Source organism: Aquipluma nitroreducens, assembly GCF_009689585.1.
In the GTDB taxonomy this organism is placed as follows: Bacteria; Bacteroidota; Bacteroidia; order Bacteroidales; family Prolixibacteraceae; genus Aquipluma; species Aquipluma nitroreducens.
On the sequence record NZ_AP018694.1, the window covers coordinates 262,558 to 282,159 of the forward strand.

At 41.3% G+C, this 19,602-nt stretch carries 20 protein-coding genes and 1 pseudogene; 10 read left to right on the forward strand and 11 right to left on the reverse strand.

Translation table 11 applies throughout. From position 1 onward, the window contains the following. The first annotated feature begins 173 nt into the window (after positions 1-173). Positions 174-3,404 carry a family 78 glycoside hydrolase catalytic domain gene (locus AQPE_RS01060; protein WP_318349187.1) on the forward strand — a complete coding sequence of 1,077 codons (3,231 nt, stop codon included), beginning with the start codon at positions 174-176 and terminating at the stop codon, positions 3,402-3,404. Between the two features lie 43 nt (positions 3,405-3,447). Here AQPE_RS01060 and AQPE_RS01065 read toward each other — a convergent pair whose 3' ends face one another. Continuing rightward, on the reverse strand, positions 3,448-3,648 hold the full coding sequence (locus tag AQPE_RS01065; RefSeq protein WP_318349188.1) for a cupin domain-containing protein: 201 nt from the start codon (positions 3,646-3,648) through the stop codon (positions 3,448-3,450). Positions 3,649-3,808: 160 nt separating this feature from the next. Between AQPE_RS01065 and AQPE_RS01070 the strand changes: the two genes are divergently transcribed. From AQPE_RS01070 to AQPE_RS01100, 7 genes are read left to right on the forward strand one after another with little or no spacing between them, the layout of a single operon-like run. Beyond that, positions 3,809-4,813 carry an L-rhamnose/proton symporter RhaT gene (locus AQPE_RS01070; RefSeq protein ID WP_318349189.1) on the forward strand — a complete coding sequence of 335 codons (1,005 nt, stop codon included), beginning with the start codon at positions 3,809-3,811 and terminating at the stop codon, positions 4,811-4,813. Positions 4,814-4,838: 25 nt separating this feature from the next. After that, positions 4,839-7,805 (forward strand): glycoside hydrolase family 2 protein, encoded by a 2,967-nt coding sequence (locus AQPE_RS01075; RefSeq protein ID WP_318349190.1) that lies wholly within the window; start codon positions 4,839-4,841, stop codon positions 7,803-7,805. Between the two features lie 6 nt (positions 7,806-7,811). Beyond that, positions 7,812-8,567, forward strand: coding sequence for an RraA family protein (locus AQPE_RS01080; protein ID WP_318349191.1), 756 nt, complete (start codon positions 7,812-7,814; stop codon positions 8,565-8,567). A gap of 31 nt (positions 8,568-8,598) precedes the next feature. After that, positions 8,599-9,759, forward strand: a complete 1,161-nt coding sequence (locus AQPE_RS01085; protein ID WP_318349192.1) for a mandelate racemase/muconate lactonizing enzyme family protein — start codon at positions 8,599-8,601, stop codon at positions 9,757-9,759. A 22-nt stretch (positions 9,760-9,781) separates the two neighbouring features. Continuing rightward, a complete protein-coding gene (locus AQPE_RS01090; protein WP_318349193.1) occupies positions 9,782-10,570 on the forward strand; it encodes an SDR family NAD(P)-dependent oxidoreductase in 789 nt (262 codons plus the stop codon). A 23-nt stretch (positions 10,571-10,593) separates the two neighbouring features. Continuing rightward, positions 10,594-11,478, forward strand: coding sequence for an SMP-30/gluconolactonase/LRE family protein (locus AQPE_RS01095; RefSeq protein ID WP_318349194.1), 885 nt, complete (start codon positions 10,594-10,596; stop codon positions 11,476-11,478). 12 nt (positions 11,479-11,490) lie between these two features. Further along, complete coding sequence (locus AQPE_RS01100; RefSeq protein WP_318349195.1) at positions 11,491-11,679, forward strand: hypothetical protein; 189 nt, start codon at positions 11,491-11,493, stop codon at positions 11,677-11,679. A 522-nt stretch (positions 11,680-12,201) separates the two neighbouring features. On the opposite strand, the gene AQPE_RS01105 is transcribed toward AQPE_RS01100, so the two are convergent. From AQPE_RS01105 to AQPE_RS01115, 3 genes are read right to left on the reverse strand one after another with little or no spacing between them, the layout of a single operon-like run. Next, positions 12,202-12,471, reverse strand: a complete 270-nt coding sequence (locus tag AQPE_RS01105; protein WP_318349196.1) for a hypothetical protein — start codon at positions 12,469-12,471, stop codon at positions 12,202-12,204. After that, positions 12,468-12,896: a hypothetical protein gene (locus tag AQPE_RS01110; RefSeq protein ID WP_318349197.1), complete on the reverse strand. Its 429-nt coding sequence runs from the start codon at positions 12,894-12,896 to the stop codon at positions 12,468-12,470. The genes AQPE_RS01105 and AQPE_RS01110 overlap by 4 nt, the downstream gene beginning before the upstream one ends. 33 nt (positions 12,897-12,929) lie before the next feature. Next, entirely contained in the window at positions 12,930-13,100 is a 171-nt protein-coding gene (locus AQPE_RS01115; RefSeq protein ID WP_318349198.1) for a hypothetical protein, read from the reverse strand. Positions 13,101-13,676: 576 nt separating this feature from the next. Between AQPE_RS01115 and AQPE_RS01120 the strand changes: the two genes are divergently transcribed. Beyond that, positions 13,677-15,095 (forward strand): DUF3945 domain-containing protein, encoded by a 1,419-nt coding sequence (locus AQPE_RS01120; protein ID WP_318349199.1) that lies wholly within the window; start codon positions 13,677-13,679, stop codon positions 15,093-15,095. A 47-nt stretch (positions 15,096-15,142) separates the two neighbouring features. Here the strand turns inward: AQPE_RS01120 and AQPE_RS01125 are convergent, their stop codons facing one another. The 7 genes from AQPE_RS01125 to AQPE_RS01155 all read right to left on the reverse strand — a co-directional run bounded on the left by AQPE_RS01125 (position 15,143) and on the right by AQPE_RS01155 (position 18,610). Continuing rightward, the gene (locus tag AQPE_RS01125; RefSeq protein ID WP_318349200.1) at positions 15,143-15,892 is read right to left on the reverse strand and encodes an N-6 DNA methylase; all 750 of its coding nucleotides are present in this window, start codon (positions 15,890-15,892) and stop codon (positions 15,143-15,145) included. A 278-nt stretch (positions 15,893-16,170) separates the two neighbouring features. Next, positions 16,171-16,578: a hypothetical protein gene (locus tag AQPE_RS01130; RefSeq protein WP_318349201.1), complete on the reverse strand. Its 408-nt coding sequence runs from the start codon at positions 16,576-16,578 to the stop codon at positions 16,171-16,173. A gap of 61 nt (positions 16,579-16,639) precedes the next feature. After that, positions 16,640-16,858, reverse strand: coding sequence for a hypothetical protein (locus AQPE_RS01135; protein WP_318349202.1), 219 nt, complete (start codon positions 16,856-16,858; stop codon positions 16,640-16,642). Positions 16,859-16,878: 20 nt separating this feature from the next. Further along, on the reverse strand, positions 16,879-17,076 hold the full coding sequence (locus tag AQPE_RS01140; protein WP_318349203.1) for a hypothetical protein: 198 nt from the start codon (positions 17,074-17,076) through the stop codon (positions 16,879-16,881). A gap of 82 nt (positions 17,077-17,158) precedes the next feature. Continuing rightward, positions 17,159-17,338 carry a SymE family type I addiction module toxin gene (locus AQPE_RS01145; protein ID WP_318349204.1) on the reverse strand — a complete coding sequence of 60 codons (180 nt, stop codon included), beginning with the start codon at positions 17,336-17,338 and terminating at the stop codon, positions 17,159-17,161. A gap of 2 nt (positions 17,339-17,340) precedes the next feature. Continuing rightward, entirely contained in the window at positions 17,341-17,781 is a 441-nt protein-coding gene (locus AQPE_RS01150; RefSeq protein WP_318349205.1) for a DUF6573 family protein, read from the reverse strand. A gap of 355 nt (positions 17,782-18,136) precedes the next feature. Continuing rightward, entirely contained in the window at positions 18,137-18,610 is a 474-nt protein-coding gene (locus tag AQPE_RS01155; protein ID WP_318349206.1) for a JAB domain-containing protein, read from the reverse strand. 541 nt (positions 18,611-19,151) lie between these two features. On the opposite strand from AQPE_RS01155, the pseudogene tnpA reads away from it, so the two are divergent. After that, positions 19,152-19,595, forward strand: a pseudogene (gene tnpA, locus AQPE_RS01160) (IS200/IS605 family transposase). The last annotated feature ends 7 nt before the right edge of the window (positions 19,596-19,602 follow it).

Sequence of the window (19,602 nt, forward strand, 5' to 3'; positions counted from 1 at the left end):
TAATGGATGATTTGGCTACCTTTAAAGTAGCCGAACCATCCGCTATAACTTACAAATTCATTTCTAAAAGCAAGAAATGAGTTAAAAGACATTGGTTAACTACTGCGATAAGATTGTCCTTAAATCTGGTGGAATTAGTATAATCTAACTTAATCCAATATCATCTGAAAAAAATGTCTGGAAAATATAAATTTACAGGTAGATGGTTATTTTCATTTATTTGTTTTTGCTTATCCATTTCTGCAGCTAAAGCTACAGTCCCGGATGCACCTTCGAATTGTCGTATTCAGGATTATTATTCACAGCTGGGTATCGATACCAAATCACCAAGGTTTAGTTGGATCATAAACGATGTCGACAGAGGAGAAGTACAGTCAGCTTATGAAATTATTGTTGCTTCTATGGAGGCGAATATTGATGTTAATATTGGCGATCAATGGAGTAGTGGCAAAATCATTTCCGCTGCGCAATATGATATTCGGTTTGAAGGCATGTCTTTAAAAAGCTGTACAAAATATTGGTGGAAAATACGCGCATGGGACAAAGACGGAAACGTTTCGCCATGGAGCTCCAAAAACAGTTTTGTTACAGGTTTTCTAAATTCGGGTGACTGGGATTCTAAAGTATGCTGGATTTCTGCATCACAGCAACGTGTTGGTTTGGCTCGTGCAAACTGGATTTGGGACAATATTGATTCAAACTCAACACTTTGCAAGTTTCGCTCGCTAGTTCAAATTCCTGAAGGGAAGTCGGTTGTGAGCGCAAAAGCGAGCATAACAGCCGATAGCAGTTTCACTTTTTATATAAACGATAAACTTGCTGCTCAGAGTAACGATTGGACTACAGTAACTGACATCGACTTAGTTCCCTTTCTGCACAGTGGTTCAAATTCACTTTTTATTCAGGCCAGAAAAAGTGTTCTTAAAAAGGGAAGCGTGATTGCCCGCATTGAAGTAAGGCTTAACGATGGTGAACTCATCTTACTGGTAACCGACAATACTTCGTGGGAGGCATCAACAGAAACCAACAATTGGAAACCAGCCTGTATTGTTGCAGGGTTGGGTAATGAACCTTGGTTTCTGAAACTATTTAAAACCGCTACTGTAAACGATCATTCTCCATTATTCCGCAAAGTGTTTAATATTAATAACAGGGTAAAGGAAGCGTATCTTTTCATTTCGGGATTGGGTGTATTTGATGCAACACTGAACGGGAAAAAGATTGGTAACCAGATAACTCCGCCAGCATGGACTGATTACGATAAATCAGCAAATTACCTGACGTTCGATGTTGCCAATTTGCTGCAAACAGGCGATAATACCCTCGGGGTAATGCTCGGAAACGGATGGTTCGATTATCAAACAGAAACACGTATTGAACGAAAAGGCCTGGGCGAAACTCCCCCCCGGATTCGTCACTATGGAATTATGAGGCTTTTTTCGCAGTTGAATATTCAATTTGAGGATGGATCTACCATGGTGGTAGTTTCTGATCCTTCATGGAAAACATCTGAAAGCCCTTTCACATTAACACATGTTTTTGGTTCGGAACAATATGATGCAAGACTGGAGCAGGTGGGTTGGAATACTAGTACGTTCTCTGATAACAATTGGAAACCTGCTGAAATAATTGAAGCGCCGTTAGGTCTTTTAGAGTCGCAAAAAGTGCCGCCAGTAATAGAACGACAAGTGTATAATACTATAAAAAGAACAAGTCCTGACTATGATGTGCAGGTATTTGACCTGGGACAGAATATGAATGGACAGTTTGAGATAAAGGTTAGCGGACCTGCCGGTCGCGTTTTGAAAATAACTCCGGGAGAAGTATTGGATAAAGGCAGGGTTCGGCCAACAGCCGATAATTATACGACTTACTCTACCTATACATTAAAAGGTAAAGGACTGGAAACATGGCGTCTGACATTTTCAACCGTTGGATTTCGTTACATTGAAATAAATGGAATAACAGCTGACTGCACAAAAACCGACGTGCCTTATATTCATGACGTAAAAGGGTATTTTACGTATTCTGCAGCTAATGATGCCGGTACATTTTCCACTTCCGACCAGCGGTATAATCAAATTTACGACCTTGCACTTAAAACACTTCAAAGCAATCAGGTGACTATTCATACCGATTGCCCTACCTACGAGAAACTAGGCTGGCAAGAGGTTGTGGCCAGTTTGGCGCCCTCGTATGCCTATCTGTTTAATATGCAGCCTTTATGGATTGGCCTGACTCAAAATCTATCTGAAGCTCAGCGCCCGAACGGACTTATTCCCAATATCGTACCCGATTACACCCATGGACGAGGAGATTTTGATGATTCTCCTGCTTGGGGAACAAGCATGTTTGCCATGCCATGGCAGTATTATTGGACGTATGGCGACAAAAAGATTTTGGAAGATAATTACCAGAATATGAAAAACTATCTGGTATATCTAAAAACCAAAGAAGATACACGGGGAGTAATAGCTTATGGGCTGGGAGACTGGATGTCTCCTGCTGGTAGTCAGGCCGCAAATGTTGAAGGTGCTATTTATGTGTGGGACGTAAAGATTATGAGAGACATTGCAACAGTTTTAAACCGTACTGATGATGCTTCATTCTTTTCAAAAGAATTTATCCGGTTAAATAATGCTTACAACAATGCCTTTTTTGATTCCGGTAAAGGATGCTACCTTCCTGAGGTACAAGTCAACCAGACGATGCCACTTGCTCTGGGATTAGTTCCTTATGGAAAGGAACAATTCGTTTTCAATGCTTTATTAGAGATAATCGCAAACCCTAAAGGGACAGTGGGTGAAAACGGAACTTTTGGTCCGGTTCTTCCCAACCACGCAAGTGTGGGAGATATTGGTGTAACTTATCTCTGGCGTGTACTTGGTGATCTGCAAAAGTCTGCTCTTGTGGATACTATGATTATGCAAACTGATGTTCCGGGTTATTATAATTTTATTAAACTTGGCCTCACCACTATTCCGGAAAACTGGAGGACAGACCGGTCGCGTTCAATGAACCATGATATGTACGCCGGAATATTGGAGTGGTTTTATCGCTCGGTGTCAGGCATTTCAAATACCGAGGCAGGTTATGGCAAATTCCGGATTAAACCTGCTTTTGGGTTGAACTTAGCTGATGTGAAATGCACGTATCAATCTGTCCGGGGGACCATCTCATCTTCATGGATAAAGAAAGGGAACAAGATTACTTTAAAGGTCGGAATTCCGACAAATACAATTGCCGAGGTCTTCGTGCCTGCAAGAAATGCCAGTTCAGTATCAGAAAATAATAAAACGCTGTCCAAAGTAGCCGGAGTCAAATTTTTACGAATGGAAAATGGGAATGCAGTTTATCTTTTAGGGTCAGGAAACTATGTTCTTACATCAAATCTTATAAATTAAATCTAAATCTGTATGAGGTTCCATCTGACTATACATTAAACGGTCAAATTTGATTTACCAAATCGCCGGCTGAGAATTGCCCAATGCTGTCGCCCGCAAACCAGGTTCCGCTGCCTTTTAAAATGAGAGTCAGTTCTAACTCTTCATGATAATGCCATGTACTGTAAAAATTTGGCCGTATATCTTTCCTGATCTGAAACGATTGGCTGACTTTCGACTCTATTTTAAGGAGTAAAGGTTGCATACTAATAGCTATAGTACTAAATGAAAGCAATATAATATAATAAACACGAAATGAAAGATAATAATGTATTAGTATTAAATAATGGTGTCCAAACAAGCAACTCTTTACTTTAATATGTTTGATTCGAAAAAAGTAGTTAATCAATCGCTAACAAATCACTATGAACATTACAGCAGGACTCTTAATCGTAACAATAGCGGGACTCTTACAGGGTTCGTTCTTCTTACCAATGACCTATACAAAGAAATGGGACTGGGCGCATAAATGGTTCGCCTTCTCCTTGCTTGCCATGCTGGTTTTAAATTGGATCATCGCATTTGGCAGTATCAGCAATCTTTCAGGCATTATCTTACAAATCCCATCGTCATTATTGTTTGTGGTCATGCTTTTTGGTCTCGGTTGGGGAATCGGGGCAATCCTTTTTGGAAAAGGTATGGACATACTCGGAATGGCTTTGGGCTATCCAATTATCATGGGGATCAATGCTGCCGCAGGAACAATCATCCCCGCCTTGATTTTTTCTCCTGGCATCTTCTTTCAGACCAGGGGCAAGCTCATCATTGCCGGAGCCATCCTTACAGTTGCAGGAATTATTCTTTGCGCGAAGGCTTCGTCAATAAAAGCCCCATCCGAATCAACAACAAATTCAAAACAGTTAGGGAAAGGTCTTATCATAGCTGTAATTGCAGGTTTTACTTCCTGTTTACCAAACCTGGGGGCTGCTTTCAGTGGACAAATTACTTCAATTGCCTTAAATTCAGGAGTGAACAGTATTCTTGCGGGCAATGTGGTTTGGTCCTTATTTTTCAGCAGCGGGGCCATTATTAATGCAGGCTATTGTTTGTTCCTGATCAACAGAACTAAAAGTATAAAAAGCTTCTTTAACGAACACAAAGCGATAAACTGGATTTTAATGCTGGCGATGTCAGTGATGTGGATTGGTAGTTTTTACTTTTATGGTATTGGTTGTTCGATGCTGGGCGATTATGGACTAATAATTGGCTGGCCTTTGCTCATTACCTTGTCCATTGTCGTTGGAAATCTCTGGGGATTATACCGGGGCGAATGGAAAGAAGCTTCGGCAAAATCAAAGAGAATTTTAAATATAGGATTGCTCATCTTAATAGGTTCCATTGTGCTGACTGCCATGAGCAACAAGTTTTAATGTTCCCCGATTAATTAATAAAGTTATGAGATTAAAAACAAGATATACAAAACCTTCTGGAATATTAATTTCCTTGTGCCTTTTGGCTGGAACTGCTTCTGGTAAGACAGAATCATTTCAGGATAGAGTTGCGGCCAGTTTGACCCCTCGTCCAATAAACGTGAATACTTTAAAGGAATTGAAGATTGACCTTAACGGAACATGGAAATTTAATCCAGCGCCACAGGCAGGATTTCAGACCGTAAAGAAAGTCCCGGCGAACTGGAGCAATATTGCTGTTCCCGGTGAATGGACCATGCAGGGATTTTCAGTAAAGTCCAACACCCGTGCAGCTTATATGAAATCATTCGCAATTCCTTCGGAATGGAAAGATTGCGACATTAAATTGCGATGCGATGCAGTGTTCAGCGATGCAGTCATCTCGATAAACGGGAAAAATGCAGGTATGCATCAGGGAGGCCTGAATGCTTTTGAGATGGATGTCACCAATCTGATTAAACAGGGTACAGAAAACATCATTTCCATGGGGATTATGAGCGAATCGCTGGCCGACAGCCTGATGAGCGGCAGCCAATATGCCGCCCACCAACTTGGAGGTATTCTTCGCAAAGTTTACCTGATTGCGGTACCCAAAGTTCATATCTCATCGCTCCATTTAGCCACAAATTGGGAAAGCAAAAGCGATGTAGCAATGCTAACTGCTGACTATGAAATCGAAAATCAATCGGGAAAAGAGATCGCCAAATCAAATATTCAATTTGAGCTTTTCAATTCATTGGGAGGTAAGATTGAAATGATTGAGGTGAAAGAAAATTCAGCGAACGGAACTGAATCACACAGGAAAGTGTTTAACGTCTCAAAACCGAAGAAGTGGGATAGCGAACATCCGTATTTATATACTTTGAAAATCACTTACAGCGCGAACAATCAATCGGAACAAATCAAACAGCTTATCGGGTTCCGCAAGATTGAGGTTATTGGGAACCAATTGTTTGTGAACGAAAAACCAGTTAAGCTCCGGGGAGTAAACCATCACGACGTTCATCCATTGCTAGGGCGGGCACTGAACCAGGAACTTTGGGAAAAAGATGTACGGCTTTACCGGGCTGCCAATATAAATTACATACGCACCTCGCATTATCCACCTTCCGAAGAATTTGTGCAATTGTGCGACGAACTGGGTATGTATGTTGAAGTTGAAAACCCGATCGCATGGGTTGGTCAAGGAGCCAATAGTAAATGGGAAAAGGAGGATCCGCATCAGGCCAAATTCCTTCCGCTGATTGAGCAGATAACCCAACAAACCGTTGAATACCTTCGCAATCATCCTAGTGTAATTATTTGGTCAATGGCCAATGAATCGTCCTGGGGGCCTAACTGGAAAGCCAATTTTGAATTTCTGAAAACCCTCGACTCATCGCGCCCTTCTACTTTTCATGATCAGGCTTACGGAGAAAACAATAGTCACGGAAGTACCGACATGCCCATCGCAAATATTCATTATCCAGGACCCGCCGGTCCTGAAGTAGCCGCAAATTTTCCACGCCCTTTGCTGTTTGGCGAATATTGTCACCTGAACACCTACAACCGGCAGGAAATAGTGACAGATCCCGGCGTTCGCGATGCCTGGGGAATAGGACTGGAACCTATGTGGAACAACATGTATTACAGTCGCGGCTGTCTGGGCGGGGCCATTTGGTCAGGCATCGACGATGTGTTCTATTTGCCGGAAGGCAAGGCTGTTGGCTATGGAGAATGGGGACCTATTGACGGATGGCGCCGCGAAAAACCGGAATATTACCACATTAAAAAATCCTATTCTCCCGTAAAAGTTTATACCAGTGAAATCAAATTTCCAATTTCAGGAAACGAAATTCAAATTCAGGCCGAAAACCGGTTCGACTTCAGCAATTTTAAAGAATTGAAAATTGAATGGACACTGGGAAATGAATCCGGTAAGTTAACTGCCGATATTCTTCCCCGTACCTATGGCGTAATTCGAATTAGTCCAGGTCATCAGATAATTGATGGAGAATCGCTCGCATTGAAATTTACCAGTCCATTGGGTTTCGTGATTGATGAATACCGGATTCCTGTGGGTCATCATGAACACGAGACGATCAGCCTGGTTCAGGAAGATGAGCCGCTCATGATTACCAAAACGAAGGATGAAGTCGTGATTAAAGGGAAAACTTTCGCATGGAGTTTCAATGCAACAAACGGAACTATCAGGCAGGCAACAAAAAACGGAAAAGAGATTATGCAAGAAGGCACCGCCCTGATGATGCTCCCTTTAAGCACAGGCCCTTGTTTGACCGAATATAGCCTTGACATTCAACCACTTAACAATACCTGTGCAAACTGGAAAATGAGCGGACTAATAACTGAGGAATCAGAGAAGCAAATCGTTGTTAAAGTAAATGGTTCGTACAATGAAGCCACCGGAACAATAAGCTATACGATTGACAGCAAGGGAAATCTCCAGATCGGATATGAGTTTACATCAGCTATTGACATAAATCCACGGCAATGGGGCCTTGTTTTCACTGTTCCTCGCAATGTTGAAAAACTCAGTTGGAACAGGAAAGGACAATGGAACATTTATCCCGAAAACCATATCGGACGGACAAAAGGTGAAGCTTCCCCCTACCATGTTACACAAAGCCGTAACCTGAAATTTGGTACTGAACCAACCTGGGATTGGCGTTATGACAGTAATGAACTGGGATCAAACGATTTTCGTTCATCAAAAGATTTCATTTATGAAGCTTCTTTGGAATCGAAAGAGGGATACGGAATCCGTGTCAACGGTCAGGGGAAACAGACTTTCCGCTCGTTTGTGAACGGAGAATCCATTCAGTTCCTAGTTGCCGGATTTTCGACTGGTGGCGGAGATTCATTCTTTAGTAGCCATCTTGAAAAATATAGAAAACCGCTTAAAAAAGGAGATTCATTTTCAGGAACTGTTCTGCTGCAATTGTTTGCCAATTGAATGTAAATGAGGACAAATAATCATGAAAAAAATATTCCCGAAAATATTAAATACAAAATGACAGAGAAACAAAAATTTTGGAAGAATGATAAAGAACTTTTTCAATTAATTAAAGAAGAACTTTTTACCGGAGTAATTGGAGACATCATGGACAAAATGGGATTGCAAAAACAGTTTCTTCCGGCTCAGATCAGACCCCTGAGAGAAAACATGTTTATTGTGGGACGTGCCATGACCGTGCTTGAAGCTGATTGTTTCGAAGAACTCTCTCCAGACTCGCAAAATCCTTTGATGAACAAACCTTTCGGCTTAATGCTCGAAGCGCTCGACGACATTAAACCGGATGAAGTTTATATTTGCTCTGGATCGTCACCCAACTATGCCCTTGTTGGTGAGTTGATGATGACTCGGGTAAAAATATGCGGAGGCGCGGGCGCTGTAGTCAATGGTTACACACGCGACACCAATGGTATTTACGAAGTAGGGCTGCCTGTATTTGGCTACGGCCCATACGCCCAGGACCAAGCTCCGCGAGGGAAAGTTATTGATTTCAGGGTTCCTATCGAGATGAACGGAGTCCGCATCAATTCGGGCGACTTGATCATTGGTGATATTGATGGTGTTTGTGTTGTACCTCAGTTGGTTGAGCAAGAAGTTTTTGTTCTGGCTATCGAAAAGGCCAGAGGCGAACGAATGGTTTTAAAAGCCATTCAGGAAGGAATGAGTGCTGTTGATGCCTGGAATAAATACGGAATCATGTAGAAAAAAGCAAAAGTAAAGAGGAGAAAAACACATGAAAATTACAGATGTAAAAGTATGGTTGGTTGAAGGAGTGAAATACAACTGGACCATGTTAAAAATATATACCGACGAAGGTCATACAGGAGTAGGTGAAGCAACCAACTGGCCTGGAAGTCAGATTGTGGAAACAGCAGCCAAGGAAGCTGGACAACGTATCATTGGACTCGATCCGATGCAAACCGATTTTATCTGGACCAAGCTTTACCGCGATTTGAACTGGGTTGGTCCATTTGGCGCCAGCATGTGCGCCATATCAGGCATTGACATGGCTTTGCTCGATTTGAAAGCAAAAGTTCTAGGGGTTCCGATGTACGAATTATTGGGTGGCTCTTTCCGGACAAAAATCCGCTTGTATGCCAACTACTGGTTTACTGGAGGCGGTCACAATGCACAGGATTATGCCGACCAGGCGCGCAAAGTAATGGCAGACGGCTTCATGGGAGTAAAATTTGACCCGTTTGCCCACGTAAATTATCTCTATGGCGAAGACCTGAATACCGATCTTGGGTTATCACATGAACAGCAAAACAGGGCTTTCGAGGTCAGCAAAGCAGTACGGGAAGCCATTGGCCCGGATGCCGACCTGATGATTGAAACTCATGCGATGCTGAATTTCAAAACTGCGGTGACCATGGCTGAGCGTTTATCTGAACTGGATATAACTTGGTACGAAGAACCCGCAGGGCCGGAAAGTGCATCAACTTTGCGTACTATGCGCGAACGGATCTCGCCAAAAGTATCCATTTGTGTCGGTGAACGCCATTATACCCGATACGGTATCCGCGATTTACTCGAAAAACAGGTGGTAGATATTATTATGCCTGACATTACTCGCTGTGGAGGACCTTCAGAAATGAAACGTATGGCAACTATGGCCGAAGTTTACAATGTACAACTGGCTCCCCATAATCCCAACGGTCCATTATCAACCCTGGCGAGCGCCCATGTTTGTGCAGCGGTACCAAATTTTTTCCGTCAGGAATTCATGTTTAACGATGTGCCGTGGAGAGACGAGGTAATTGACCACCCGATTGATATTCAAAGCGGGCACCTTATTTTATCCGAACGCCCCGGTCTTGGGGTTGACCTGATTGAACCGGAAATGGAAAAACACTCTGGTATCCGGGTTTCCAGAAATGGATTTTACATTTAATCAAATCTTAAACAACCAAACTATGTTAGAAATAAATCTTCGCAATAAAGTGGCAATTGTCACCGGTGTTTCAAGTGGAATTGGCAAAGGAGTCGCCAAAATGTTGGCACAGGCAGGCTGTATTGTTTCGGGGTGTGGCCGGACAGATAAAAATGATGCCTCGGTGAACGAGTTTTCAGCAACAGCCAAACAGAATGGAGTAGAGTCTCTTTATACTGAAGTTGATGTAACCAAAGATGCTGATCTGGAAAAACTGGTCGAAAACACGGTGAAACGGTTCGGCAAAATAGATATTCTGGTTTCCAATGCCGGAGTTAATGTGTTTAAAGGTGCCGAGAAATGTACCGAAGAAGATTGGATATACAATCACAAGCTCAATTTGTCATCACACTGGATGGTCTGCAAATTGTGCAAACCGCATCTGGATAAATCCGGTAACGGAGTGATTATCATCATGACCTCCAATCATGCATTCAGTTCAATTCCAGGCTGCTTCCCTTACAACGTAACTAAAACTGCTTTGACAGGATTAGTGCGTTCCCTGGCCATGGAATGGGGGCCAAAAATTAGAACCATTGGAATGGCTCCCGGATTTATCGAAACTCCCGGAAACGACAAATGGTTTGCCTCTTTCCCCGATGCTGAAGCTGAACGCCAGTGGACCATCAAGTTGCATCCGGCTGGAAAACTCGGGACGGTTGAAGAAGTTGGGGCTTTTTGCGCCTACTTAGGTTCCGATTATGCCAGATTTATGACCGGAACCACTTATCTCATGGATGGTGGCCGTTCGGCACTGATGCAGGATGAATAGCTTAGAAATTGACATTTCGGACTATGAACACATACAAAATCCACCAGGCCTCTTTGCTGATTGACTCGAAAAACCAACTTGGAGAAGGAGTTTTGTGGCATCCGGTAGAAAAAGCCCTGTATTGGGTAGATATTTCTCTGGGAATACTGCATTGCTTTAATCCGAAAACTGAGGAAACAGAAAGCTGGCAGATGGGATACATGATCGGGACTGTAGTTCCTGCCGCATCGGGCGGGCTTGTCGTAGCTCTTGAAAATGGGATATTTCACTTCAATTCCTCAAAAGAATTAATCCGGTTATTCGATTTCCCGGAGTCTCCTGAATCGGGGAACCGGTTCAACGATGGCAAATGCGATCCTTCAGGCCGTCTGTGGGTAGGGACCATGAACAAGTGGGTTCGGTCCCATGCCGGAAGCCTCTATTGTTTTGATGGCAATTCTATTATTACTAAACTTTCAGGCCTGACTATTTCAAACGGAATGGCTTGGTCGGCTGATCAAAGCATATTTTATTTTATTGATACGGTTGATTATGCGGTAGTAGTTTTTGATTTTGACAATCAACTCGGTAGTATTTCAAATAAACGAAAAGTTATTGAAGTGCCTCTTGAAATGGGAGCTCCGGATGGAATGACTATTGACAGGGAAGGTAAGCTCTGGATTGCCCATTGGGGCGGATCGTGCGTGGCCCGGTGGGATCCCGAAAACGGACAATTACTCGAAATCGTTAAAGTGGCCGCACCTCATATTACTTCCTGTACTTTTGGGGGCGAGAACCTACAAACACTCTACATTTCAACTGCCAGAGAAGGACTGACAGAGAAACAACTTAAGAAATTTCCTTTGAGTGGTGGTTTGTTCTATTATTTACCGGAAACAGGAGGAACAAGGGCACACTTTTTTAAATAAGATATTTTGGTTATGAAAGTAATACCATCTGGTGAAATCATGCTGCGTCTAGCTACTCCAGGTTATTTTCGGTATAGTCAGACTTACGGTTATAAAGCTACCTTGGGTGGTGGCGAGACAAACATTGTCGTATTACTTGCCAATTATGGTATTCCTGTTGATTTTGTGACTCGATTTTTAAAAAAAATAGCATTGCTCTAGCCTGTGCTTGCAGATATGCTAGATATTATAGAATAGGTGTTAATCATATCGTTTATGGCGGTCATCGTGTTGGAATTTATTTTATAGAAAGTTGTGCTGTAAGTCGCTTAAATAAATTAGTTTACAGCCGTTAGAATTCAACTGTTTCCGAAATTGTAATAGGTAAGATTGACTTGGACAAAGTCTTTGAAGGTGTAAACTGAGTTCAATGATCAGGAATTACACCTGCTATTTCTCAGAGTTCTTCAAATGTTTATTTCAATGCTATTCAGTATTACTCACCGAGTTCAGAAAGATGCTGAAAGAGCATCATGGCCAGCCATGCAAAAAATGGCTGAAATCCCTATGAAGCCAAAAAAATGCTGGGTATCTCCCTGTGAACACTTCAGAAGCTGCGGGTAAACGGCACACTTCTGTTTTCCAAGATCGGTGGGGTGATGTTTTATGACTACGAGGATATCTGGAAAATGCTGGAACCAACCAAAGAAAAATCCAGGTTTAGTTTCGATCTGAAACGATGAACTACATCAGACAACTGAGAGTATTTATTTCAATCGAAAAGTATACCAGTATTATATCTGTTCCAGCAGTGGAATGCGGAACGGTGCGGGATTGGATTGTTATTTTCGGAGTGAAATAACGCAACTGTCCCGGATTGGTTCTGCGGATACTTATGCCTGTTGCACGTAGGATGTGGCCGATTGAGGGTATATCCGGTTGGGCATTGTATTTAATTTCATATTCTTCTTTTATCCTGCTGCCAATCACCTTTTTGAAACTGTTGCTTTTCATTGCGTTCTCTCCATTTTCTTGGCAGTCTCACTAATTCCTTTTTCATATTCCTCCACTCTTCCGCGAATCTCTCTGATTTTTTTCTTATCCCTGTGGTAATGGAAAATATCCTCAAGCTTTCTTAGATTTCCCGCACTAATTCCATTAGTTGATTTGATATACCGGTACTTTAGGTCGTTATCTGTCATCCGGGAGTTTATTTCAAACTGATGAATATTTCCTATTAATGAGGTCAGCAGCAAAACAGAAATTGAAACTATTGACACTACCACTTTTGAGGAACTCAGGTCAATTACATGGTGATGGCGAACCAGCCTGTTCTTGTCAGCGTTGATGATTATCTGTTTCAACTCTTCCATATGGAACAAAAAATGCTTTTCAGACTCCCTAACTGATTCCGAAATTTGTCCTGTTTTTTGTTCCATGCCCTGCAAGTGAGATGCTATCACTCGGATTAACTACTCCGGCTTGATCGTATCGGATTTTGACTCTGGTTTGGGCATTGTCGGTTCCAGAGCCGGAGGTGTTTCTTTCACCGCAGACTTTTCATCCAGTTTCTTTTCAATGGATTTGAGCAGACTTTTGATATCTTCAAACATCACATTGATCATTGAATTCGTATTTCCCATAGTTTGGAAAAAACGGTGAAATTGACCACCTAATTTCAGTTTAAATTGGCACAGGGTGGTCAGTTTGACCGAATATTACACTTTGACTTTTTTAACTGAAAACTAACTGAAACTCTCATTTTATCCTATTTTACAAAATTAAAAAAATAGGTCTCGATTTCAGTGCTAAAAATACTCTTAAAGAAGCTATTTTGAAAACACCAAATTGAACCGATTCGATTCAATCTGTATTGAGATACAGAAAGTTACATCGATTAGCGAGACCTATAGTCCAATTTTTTGGATTGGTCTCGATTTAGACCTTTTTTTGTTGATTTTTAGTACATTATTTGGATACTTTACAAAAATAAAAAAAAAGTGCTCAAATCATTGATTTTAAGTGCTTTTAGTTTGTTTCGATTTCTCTTACAGTAGTCTCTTTCGACATTTCAAATATTCATTTTTTGCGGTTGTGTGGCAATCTTTGCCAAATGGAAGCCAACCTCTGCCAAAGAAATGTAAAACACAAACCATCAAGGCCGTTCATGTACTTTTGAATTACATTAATTGTGATGTAATAATTAAAATCAAAGTATCATGGACGAAAAATTGAACAACCAGGATGTTCTGCTTGTCAGAGAAAAAGACAGTGATAAATTGAAAGTCGTTTCGGGTATCGAAAAAGAAGGTCAGCCAAAGTCCGTTGAACCTCTAAAGGAAAATGAGACGCAATTTCTGAGAATTGACAAATCCGGCAATGCATTGGATAACTTCATGTCGAATTTTCAGAGGCAATACAAAGACCCAACACATTTCCAGTTCTTTAAAGTACCTATTGAGAAGGTCAGTGAAATTGCCGTAAAACTCCAGGAGGCTTTTAAGAAGCCTGACGAACCTGCCAATAAAGCAACAATTGACACACACAAGGTTGAATCCCCATCGCAGGATAAAAAGCAATCTACTCACACCATTGACGAAAACCGTATCGATTGGTCTCAATTAGAACGTCTTGGTGTTACCCGCGATACCCTTGAACGAACCAAAAGTCTGGAAGCAATGATGAACTGGCAAAAATCACCCGTTCTGATTCCTATTGCAGCCAAATTTGATGACACCACACTTCGAACAGATGCTCGGTTATCCTTTAGGGAAATGCCAGATGGGAAACTGGCTTTGGCTATTCATGCAATTCGCAAAGAACCTGAATTAGACAGGCCATATTTTGGTGTCAGGTTCACCGATGAAGACAAGAAAAATCTGCAAACAACTGGAAATCTTGGGCGGATTGTCAATGCAGAATTCAAGCAAGGAGAAAAAACGCCAGTATTTATTTCGGTAGATAGATTAACCAACGAACTGGTAGCTGTTAGAACCGATAAACTTAGAATTCCTGAATCCATCAAAGGAGTTACTCTCGAAGATACACAGAAGCAACAGCTGGCTGAAGGCAAATCGGTTTATCTGGAAGGAATGACCTCCAAAGGCGGGAAAGAGTTCTCTGCAAACGTACAGGTTAATGCTGATAAGAAAGGAATTGAATTCAGGTTTGATCAACAACCAAATCAATCTCAGCAAAATGATCAGCGACAATTTCAGCAACCAAACGGAGAAGTACGTATTCCCAAAACATTGCTTGGAGTTGAATTATCAGAGATACAGCAAAGTAAACTTCAGGAAGGGCAAACTATATATGTAAGTGGGATGAAAGATAGCCAGGGCCAGGATTTTAATGCTTACGTTAAGGTTGATAACGAAAACTCAAAACTGGCCTTCTTCAAATGGAACCCGGATAAGTCTAATGCTAAAGAAGTCACTCCCGATAATGCAAGTAAAACTCAGGTAGATGTCAATTCAGAAGGTAAAACAAACGAAGCCACCAAAAAACTTGATGAGCCATTGAAAAAGGATCAAACACAACCGACCGAAAAACAGGCTGAAAAACAAGACAAGAAAATGACCGAGGAAAACAAACAAGAATCTGAAAAGCCTGAGAAGGCCAAAGGAAGGAAATTGTAGTTTAAAAGTTATTTCTATTTCCGAAGTAATAAAAGCCCTGAAAGGCCTTAAAAATCAAACAACAGTTGCTGAACCGGCTGCATATTCATTGGGAGTAATTCAACAGAATCGATAACCGGCAACTCTTGTTGTTTGATCTTCGGTTGTTCCTGGTTATGTTTGGGAAGTTGCAGCATCATATAACTATGGTCTTCGGTAATCGGAACGATGTATGGCGCCCCGGTTATCGGATGTGGATTCACCTGCCAGCCGGAGAAAAACTGGTTGGTTAGAGTATCCATGCAGGCAACTTCTCCAAACATTCCGTTCAGGCACATATTAACCAAACACATCATGGCGCAGGTCCGGTCGATGTCGGCTCCGTAAAACCGTGCATTTCGGTTGATCCTGGCTGCTGCCATTAACGTTCTGCCTGAACCGCAGCATGGATCGGCAATCCGTTCACCATCCCGGATTTCTCCGATGGTAATTAATGCCATCATTTCACAGATATGTTCAGGGGTGAAAAACTGCCCTGCTTTGCCGTAACTGATGTGTTCCATAAAGAAGTCACCAAAGACATCCTTCAACCCTTCCCCATCGTTTTCCATGTCAATTATTACTGCTGCTAATGCAGAGGAGAAAACCTGAAGTTCATCTTTATTGTAACTTTTGATGATTTCAAAATAGCGGTCTTCCATCTGTCCCAACGAAAGGGCGCAAACAGTCATTTCCAAGAAATCGGAGAATACGTGGCTAACCCCATGCTTGGGTGCCAACTGATCCATGTAATTCACAAAACTAAGTAACTTTTCCATCTTGATTTACCGCTGCCCAACGGATTTATTAAGGCATCTGGCACGCCGGTTAATTTTGAGCCGAAACCATTGAGCAGGCCGGATTCTTGTCAAGGGCTACTTCGACACTTTACGCTGTTCAGTGACCCATCGAAGTGAGCTTGTATACCCTTGACTTTTCCGGAATGCGGAAATACCTTTGCGCCAAATTGAGTAAGAGTAAAAAACTTAAAAACAGGAATATTGAACCGAGAAAAGCATTGATGAACAAATGAAAAAGGGTTTTTCACCCTCTTCTATTATGATGCTATTGATACCGATAAATGTTCACCTTTTGAAGCATCAACTGATTTGAAGTAAGTCTCTTTGATTTGATTAGTTAACTGATCAGATTCAAGATCAACTGATTCGATTACCCGAAACCAGGTCCAAAACAAATCAAAGAATTCATTATCAGATTCGATTTCTGATTCTTCCAAAGAATCAATGTAATCACTATCATACCACAGAACAATTTCCTGATAATCACCAAAATCATGCTGAAATGTTTTAACCGAATAATAAGCTATTGTTTTAAATTTCTGCGGAATGGGAAAACTGGAATGAAAGTAATCCAGTAGCACACGCATTTCAATTTTCAGTTTCTTGTAAAATGCGGAATCGCCCATTTGGGCAAACCCATTTGAACCTAAGACTAAATAATCCATGATAAATTGTCCATGCCTTTGGAACTTATATGGGTATCAAGCACACCCGATTTAAAAATGATTAAAAGTTTGCTGAAATCCATTGTTGAAAAGCCTGTTCAGTAGTCAAATCTCCGCTGACCCATATCTGATGGATTTCAGAAATAATTTCCAAGGCATGTTCTTCCTGTGCAAAAAATCCTTCTTCCTGATCAAATACTTCAACAGTACCAAGTGAAGTGTCAATGACACCACAGCTATATTTTCCACTGATCCAACTTTCGTTTAATGTAATATCCATGGTAGTTTGATTTAAGTTGATTAATCGTAATGTAAAAATTGATGATGTTCCAATTTCCAATGAGCTGGAAGCATACTCACAATTTCGTTGTAGCTTTCCTCCAGTTCAAACAACCACGGACGTTCCAGGATCGCCCCTTTTTCATCCAGATAAGGGCCTAGTGTCCATAGCATTCCGTTTAATAGCCGGTCTGTTGTTTGTATATCTAATTCAAGCATGGGTAAATTGCTGATGCCTTTCAGACTTATTTGGGTATCCTTCGATAAACTCAGGACTGGTCAAGCTCACCCGGTTATCCGTTTATTCTACTGAAGTAATTACAAGTTTGCCATTGGAAACAGCAACCCGGATGAGTTTGGAAGGATGGAAACCAGCTTCCTGAAGCCAGTTTCCGGTGAGAGTAAGTTTGGGAACTACTTTAGGTGTACGGGCGTATTTCCCTTGCCTGTAATTCGGCTGAAGTTTGATGATCCGCGTCATGATTAATCCTCCGATGGTTTCATGATAAAAATGGCCGGTGACGGATCGTCAAAGTCCTGTGCCTGTATAACCGATTTAAGCGTGACCAGCCGGATGGTGCGGTTGTGGTCAAGGTCCGGATCTACTTCCTCATTAGGTTCCCAATCTCCTTTATCAGCAAGAACCACATTCAGTTTATACATCAGCGTTGACGAATCGCATGATCTGGCAGCGAACATGAACATGAAAAGTACATCCCACAGCCGTCCATCCAAATCCTGAACTCCCCCAAAATCTTTCGGTAATTCAACGTATTTATCCCAAACCGCACGGGTCAGGTAAACCGGATATTTAATACCCGCTTCTTTTGAAATCTTTTGGTCAACTCGGACTAAAAATCCATCTTCAACAGCCTGTCTGGTGCTGTAAGTGTCGATTACTTCCCAATCTGAAAAATCACTCATAGTTTTGTACCCTTGCCTTAGGGATTTTTATTGGCATCTGGCTCGCCTGTTAATTTGAACCCTATCCGATTGAGCAGTCCGGATTCTTGTCAATGGGCGAATGTCAGTTTTAACGAAGACCGGAGTCGGAAGACCGAAGTCAGAAGTTAAAAGTGACCGAGTGCGAAGCAAGCTTTTCATTTCCCTTCCGGAAGGAGAAAAGCTCCCTTGACTTTTCCGGAATGCGCAAATAACTTTGGGATCTAATTGATAGAAGAAAGACTCTCTCTGTAGTCGGTCAAACCTGTATAAAAAGAAGAAAAAATGGGAGTCAAATATATTTAAGGAACAAAAAAAAATGGCCGAAGCCATTTTCTTACATCAATCCTTCGTCGGCAAAGGAAAAGTAAGATTCTGAAGTAATAATTAAGTGATCCAATACCGCGATGTCGAGAACTTTGCCAGCTTCACGGATTTTCTTGGTCAAATCTTTGTCAGCTTCGCTAGGTGTTAGATTCCCTGACGGATGATTATGTGAAATAATTATGGAATTTGAGCAGGCCTTTAAAGCCGTCTGCATAATCATTCGGACATCGGCAATTGTGCCGGATAAACCTCCAGCTGAAATCTGGCAGTAGCCCAAAACTTTGTTATTTCGGTTTAGGCAAAGGATGTAGAAATATTCACGGTAATCTAGGCTCGGAAAAACATCTTTTAAACAAGCGTAAGCATCACCCGAAGTAACCACCTTCGGCAATTCTGATGCCTTGTACTTTGGTTTGTAACTGATTTCGATTTCACACAATGTTGAATTAAACAGTTCACGTGGAGTAAATAAATTTGTTTGCATTTTAAGTCACCGCTGCCCGGCGGATTTTTTAAGGCATCTGGCTCGCCAATTAATTTTGAGCCAACCAGCACATAGAGCAGTCCGGATTCTTGTCAATGGGCGAATGTCAGTTTTGAAGTGAAGCGAGAAAGTGACCGAATGCGGAGCAAGCTTTTCATTTCCCTTCCGGAAGGAGAAAAGCTCCCTTGACTTTTCCGGAATGCGGAAATAAATTTGAGAAAAATTGAGTGAGAGAAGTACCTTTGAAAGTTTGCTTTTGATGGATAAAATTTAAAAGAATCGAAATAGGTGGAAATCTTGAGATTACGTTTATTTGAAAAATAAAAACCCCAGTCAGGACCAGGGTTTTCAAATTCCACCTCCATAACAAAAAAAACTGAGTTAAATTCTTTTACTGTGATAAAAAAATCAATCTAAATTTACGATAATATTTGACAAGTACAGGAAATATTTTGTTGATTTATTGTAACTGTTAAAACCACCTCCTTTGGTGGTGGTCATGGATAAATTGGCTTTGCCTGAAAATTATTAATTTCGTGACATGAGTAAATTTAAGAAATTAAGTCACGTCATTTATCGATGTACATACCATATCGTTTGGACGCCGAAATATCGATACCGTATTCTAGAAGGACTAGTCTAAGAATTGTTGTCAAAAGATATTCAAATGTTATTGGAGTGGAAGTCCTGTGAATTGATAGAAATGAATGTTCAAATTGATCACATTCACTTGATCGTGAGTATTCCACCCAAAATATCGATATCAGAACTTATGGGGATTTTGAAAGGGAAAACAGCGATCAAAATCTTCAAAAGTTATCCTCAACTGAAAAAGAAACCCTATTGGGGCAATCATTTTTGGGCAAGAGGATATTGTGTTGACACCATTGGCCTTGACGAAGATAAAATCAAAAAATACGTCAAATATCAAGAAGAGCAAGAACGACTAGAAGAGCAACAAAGGTTCGAGTTCAGCCCCTTATAGGGGCAAT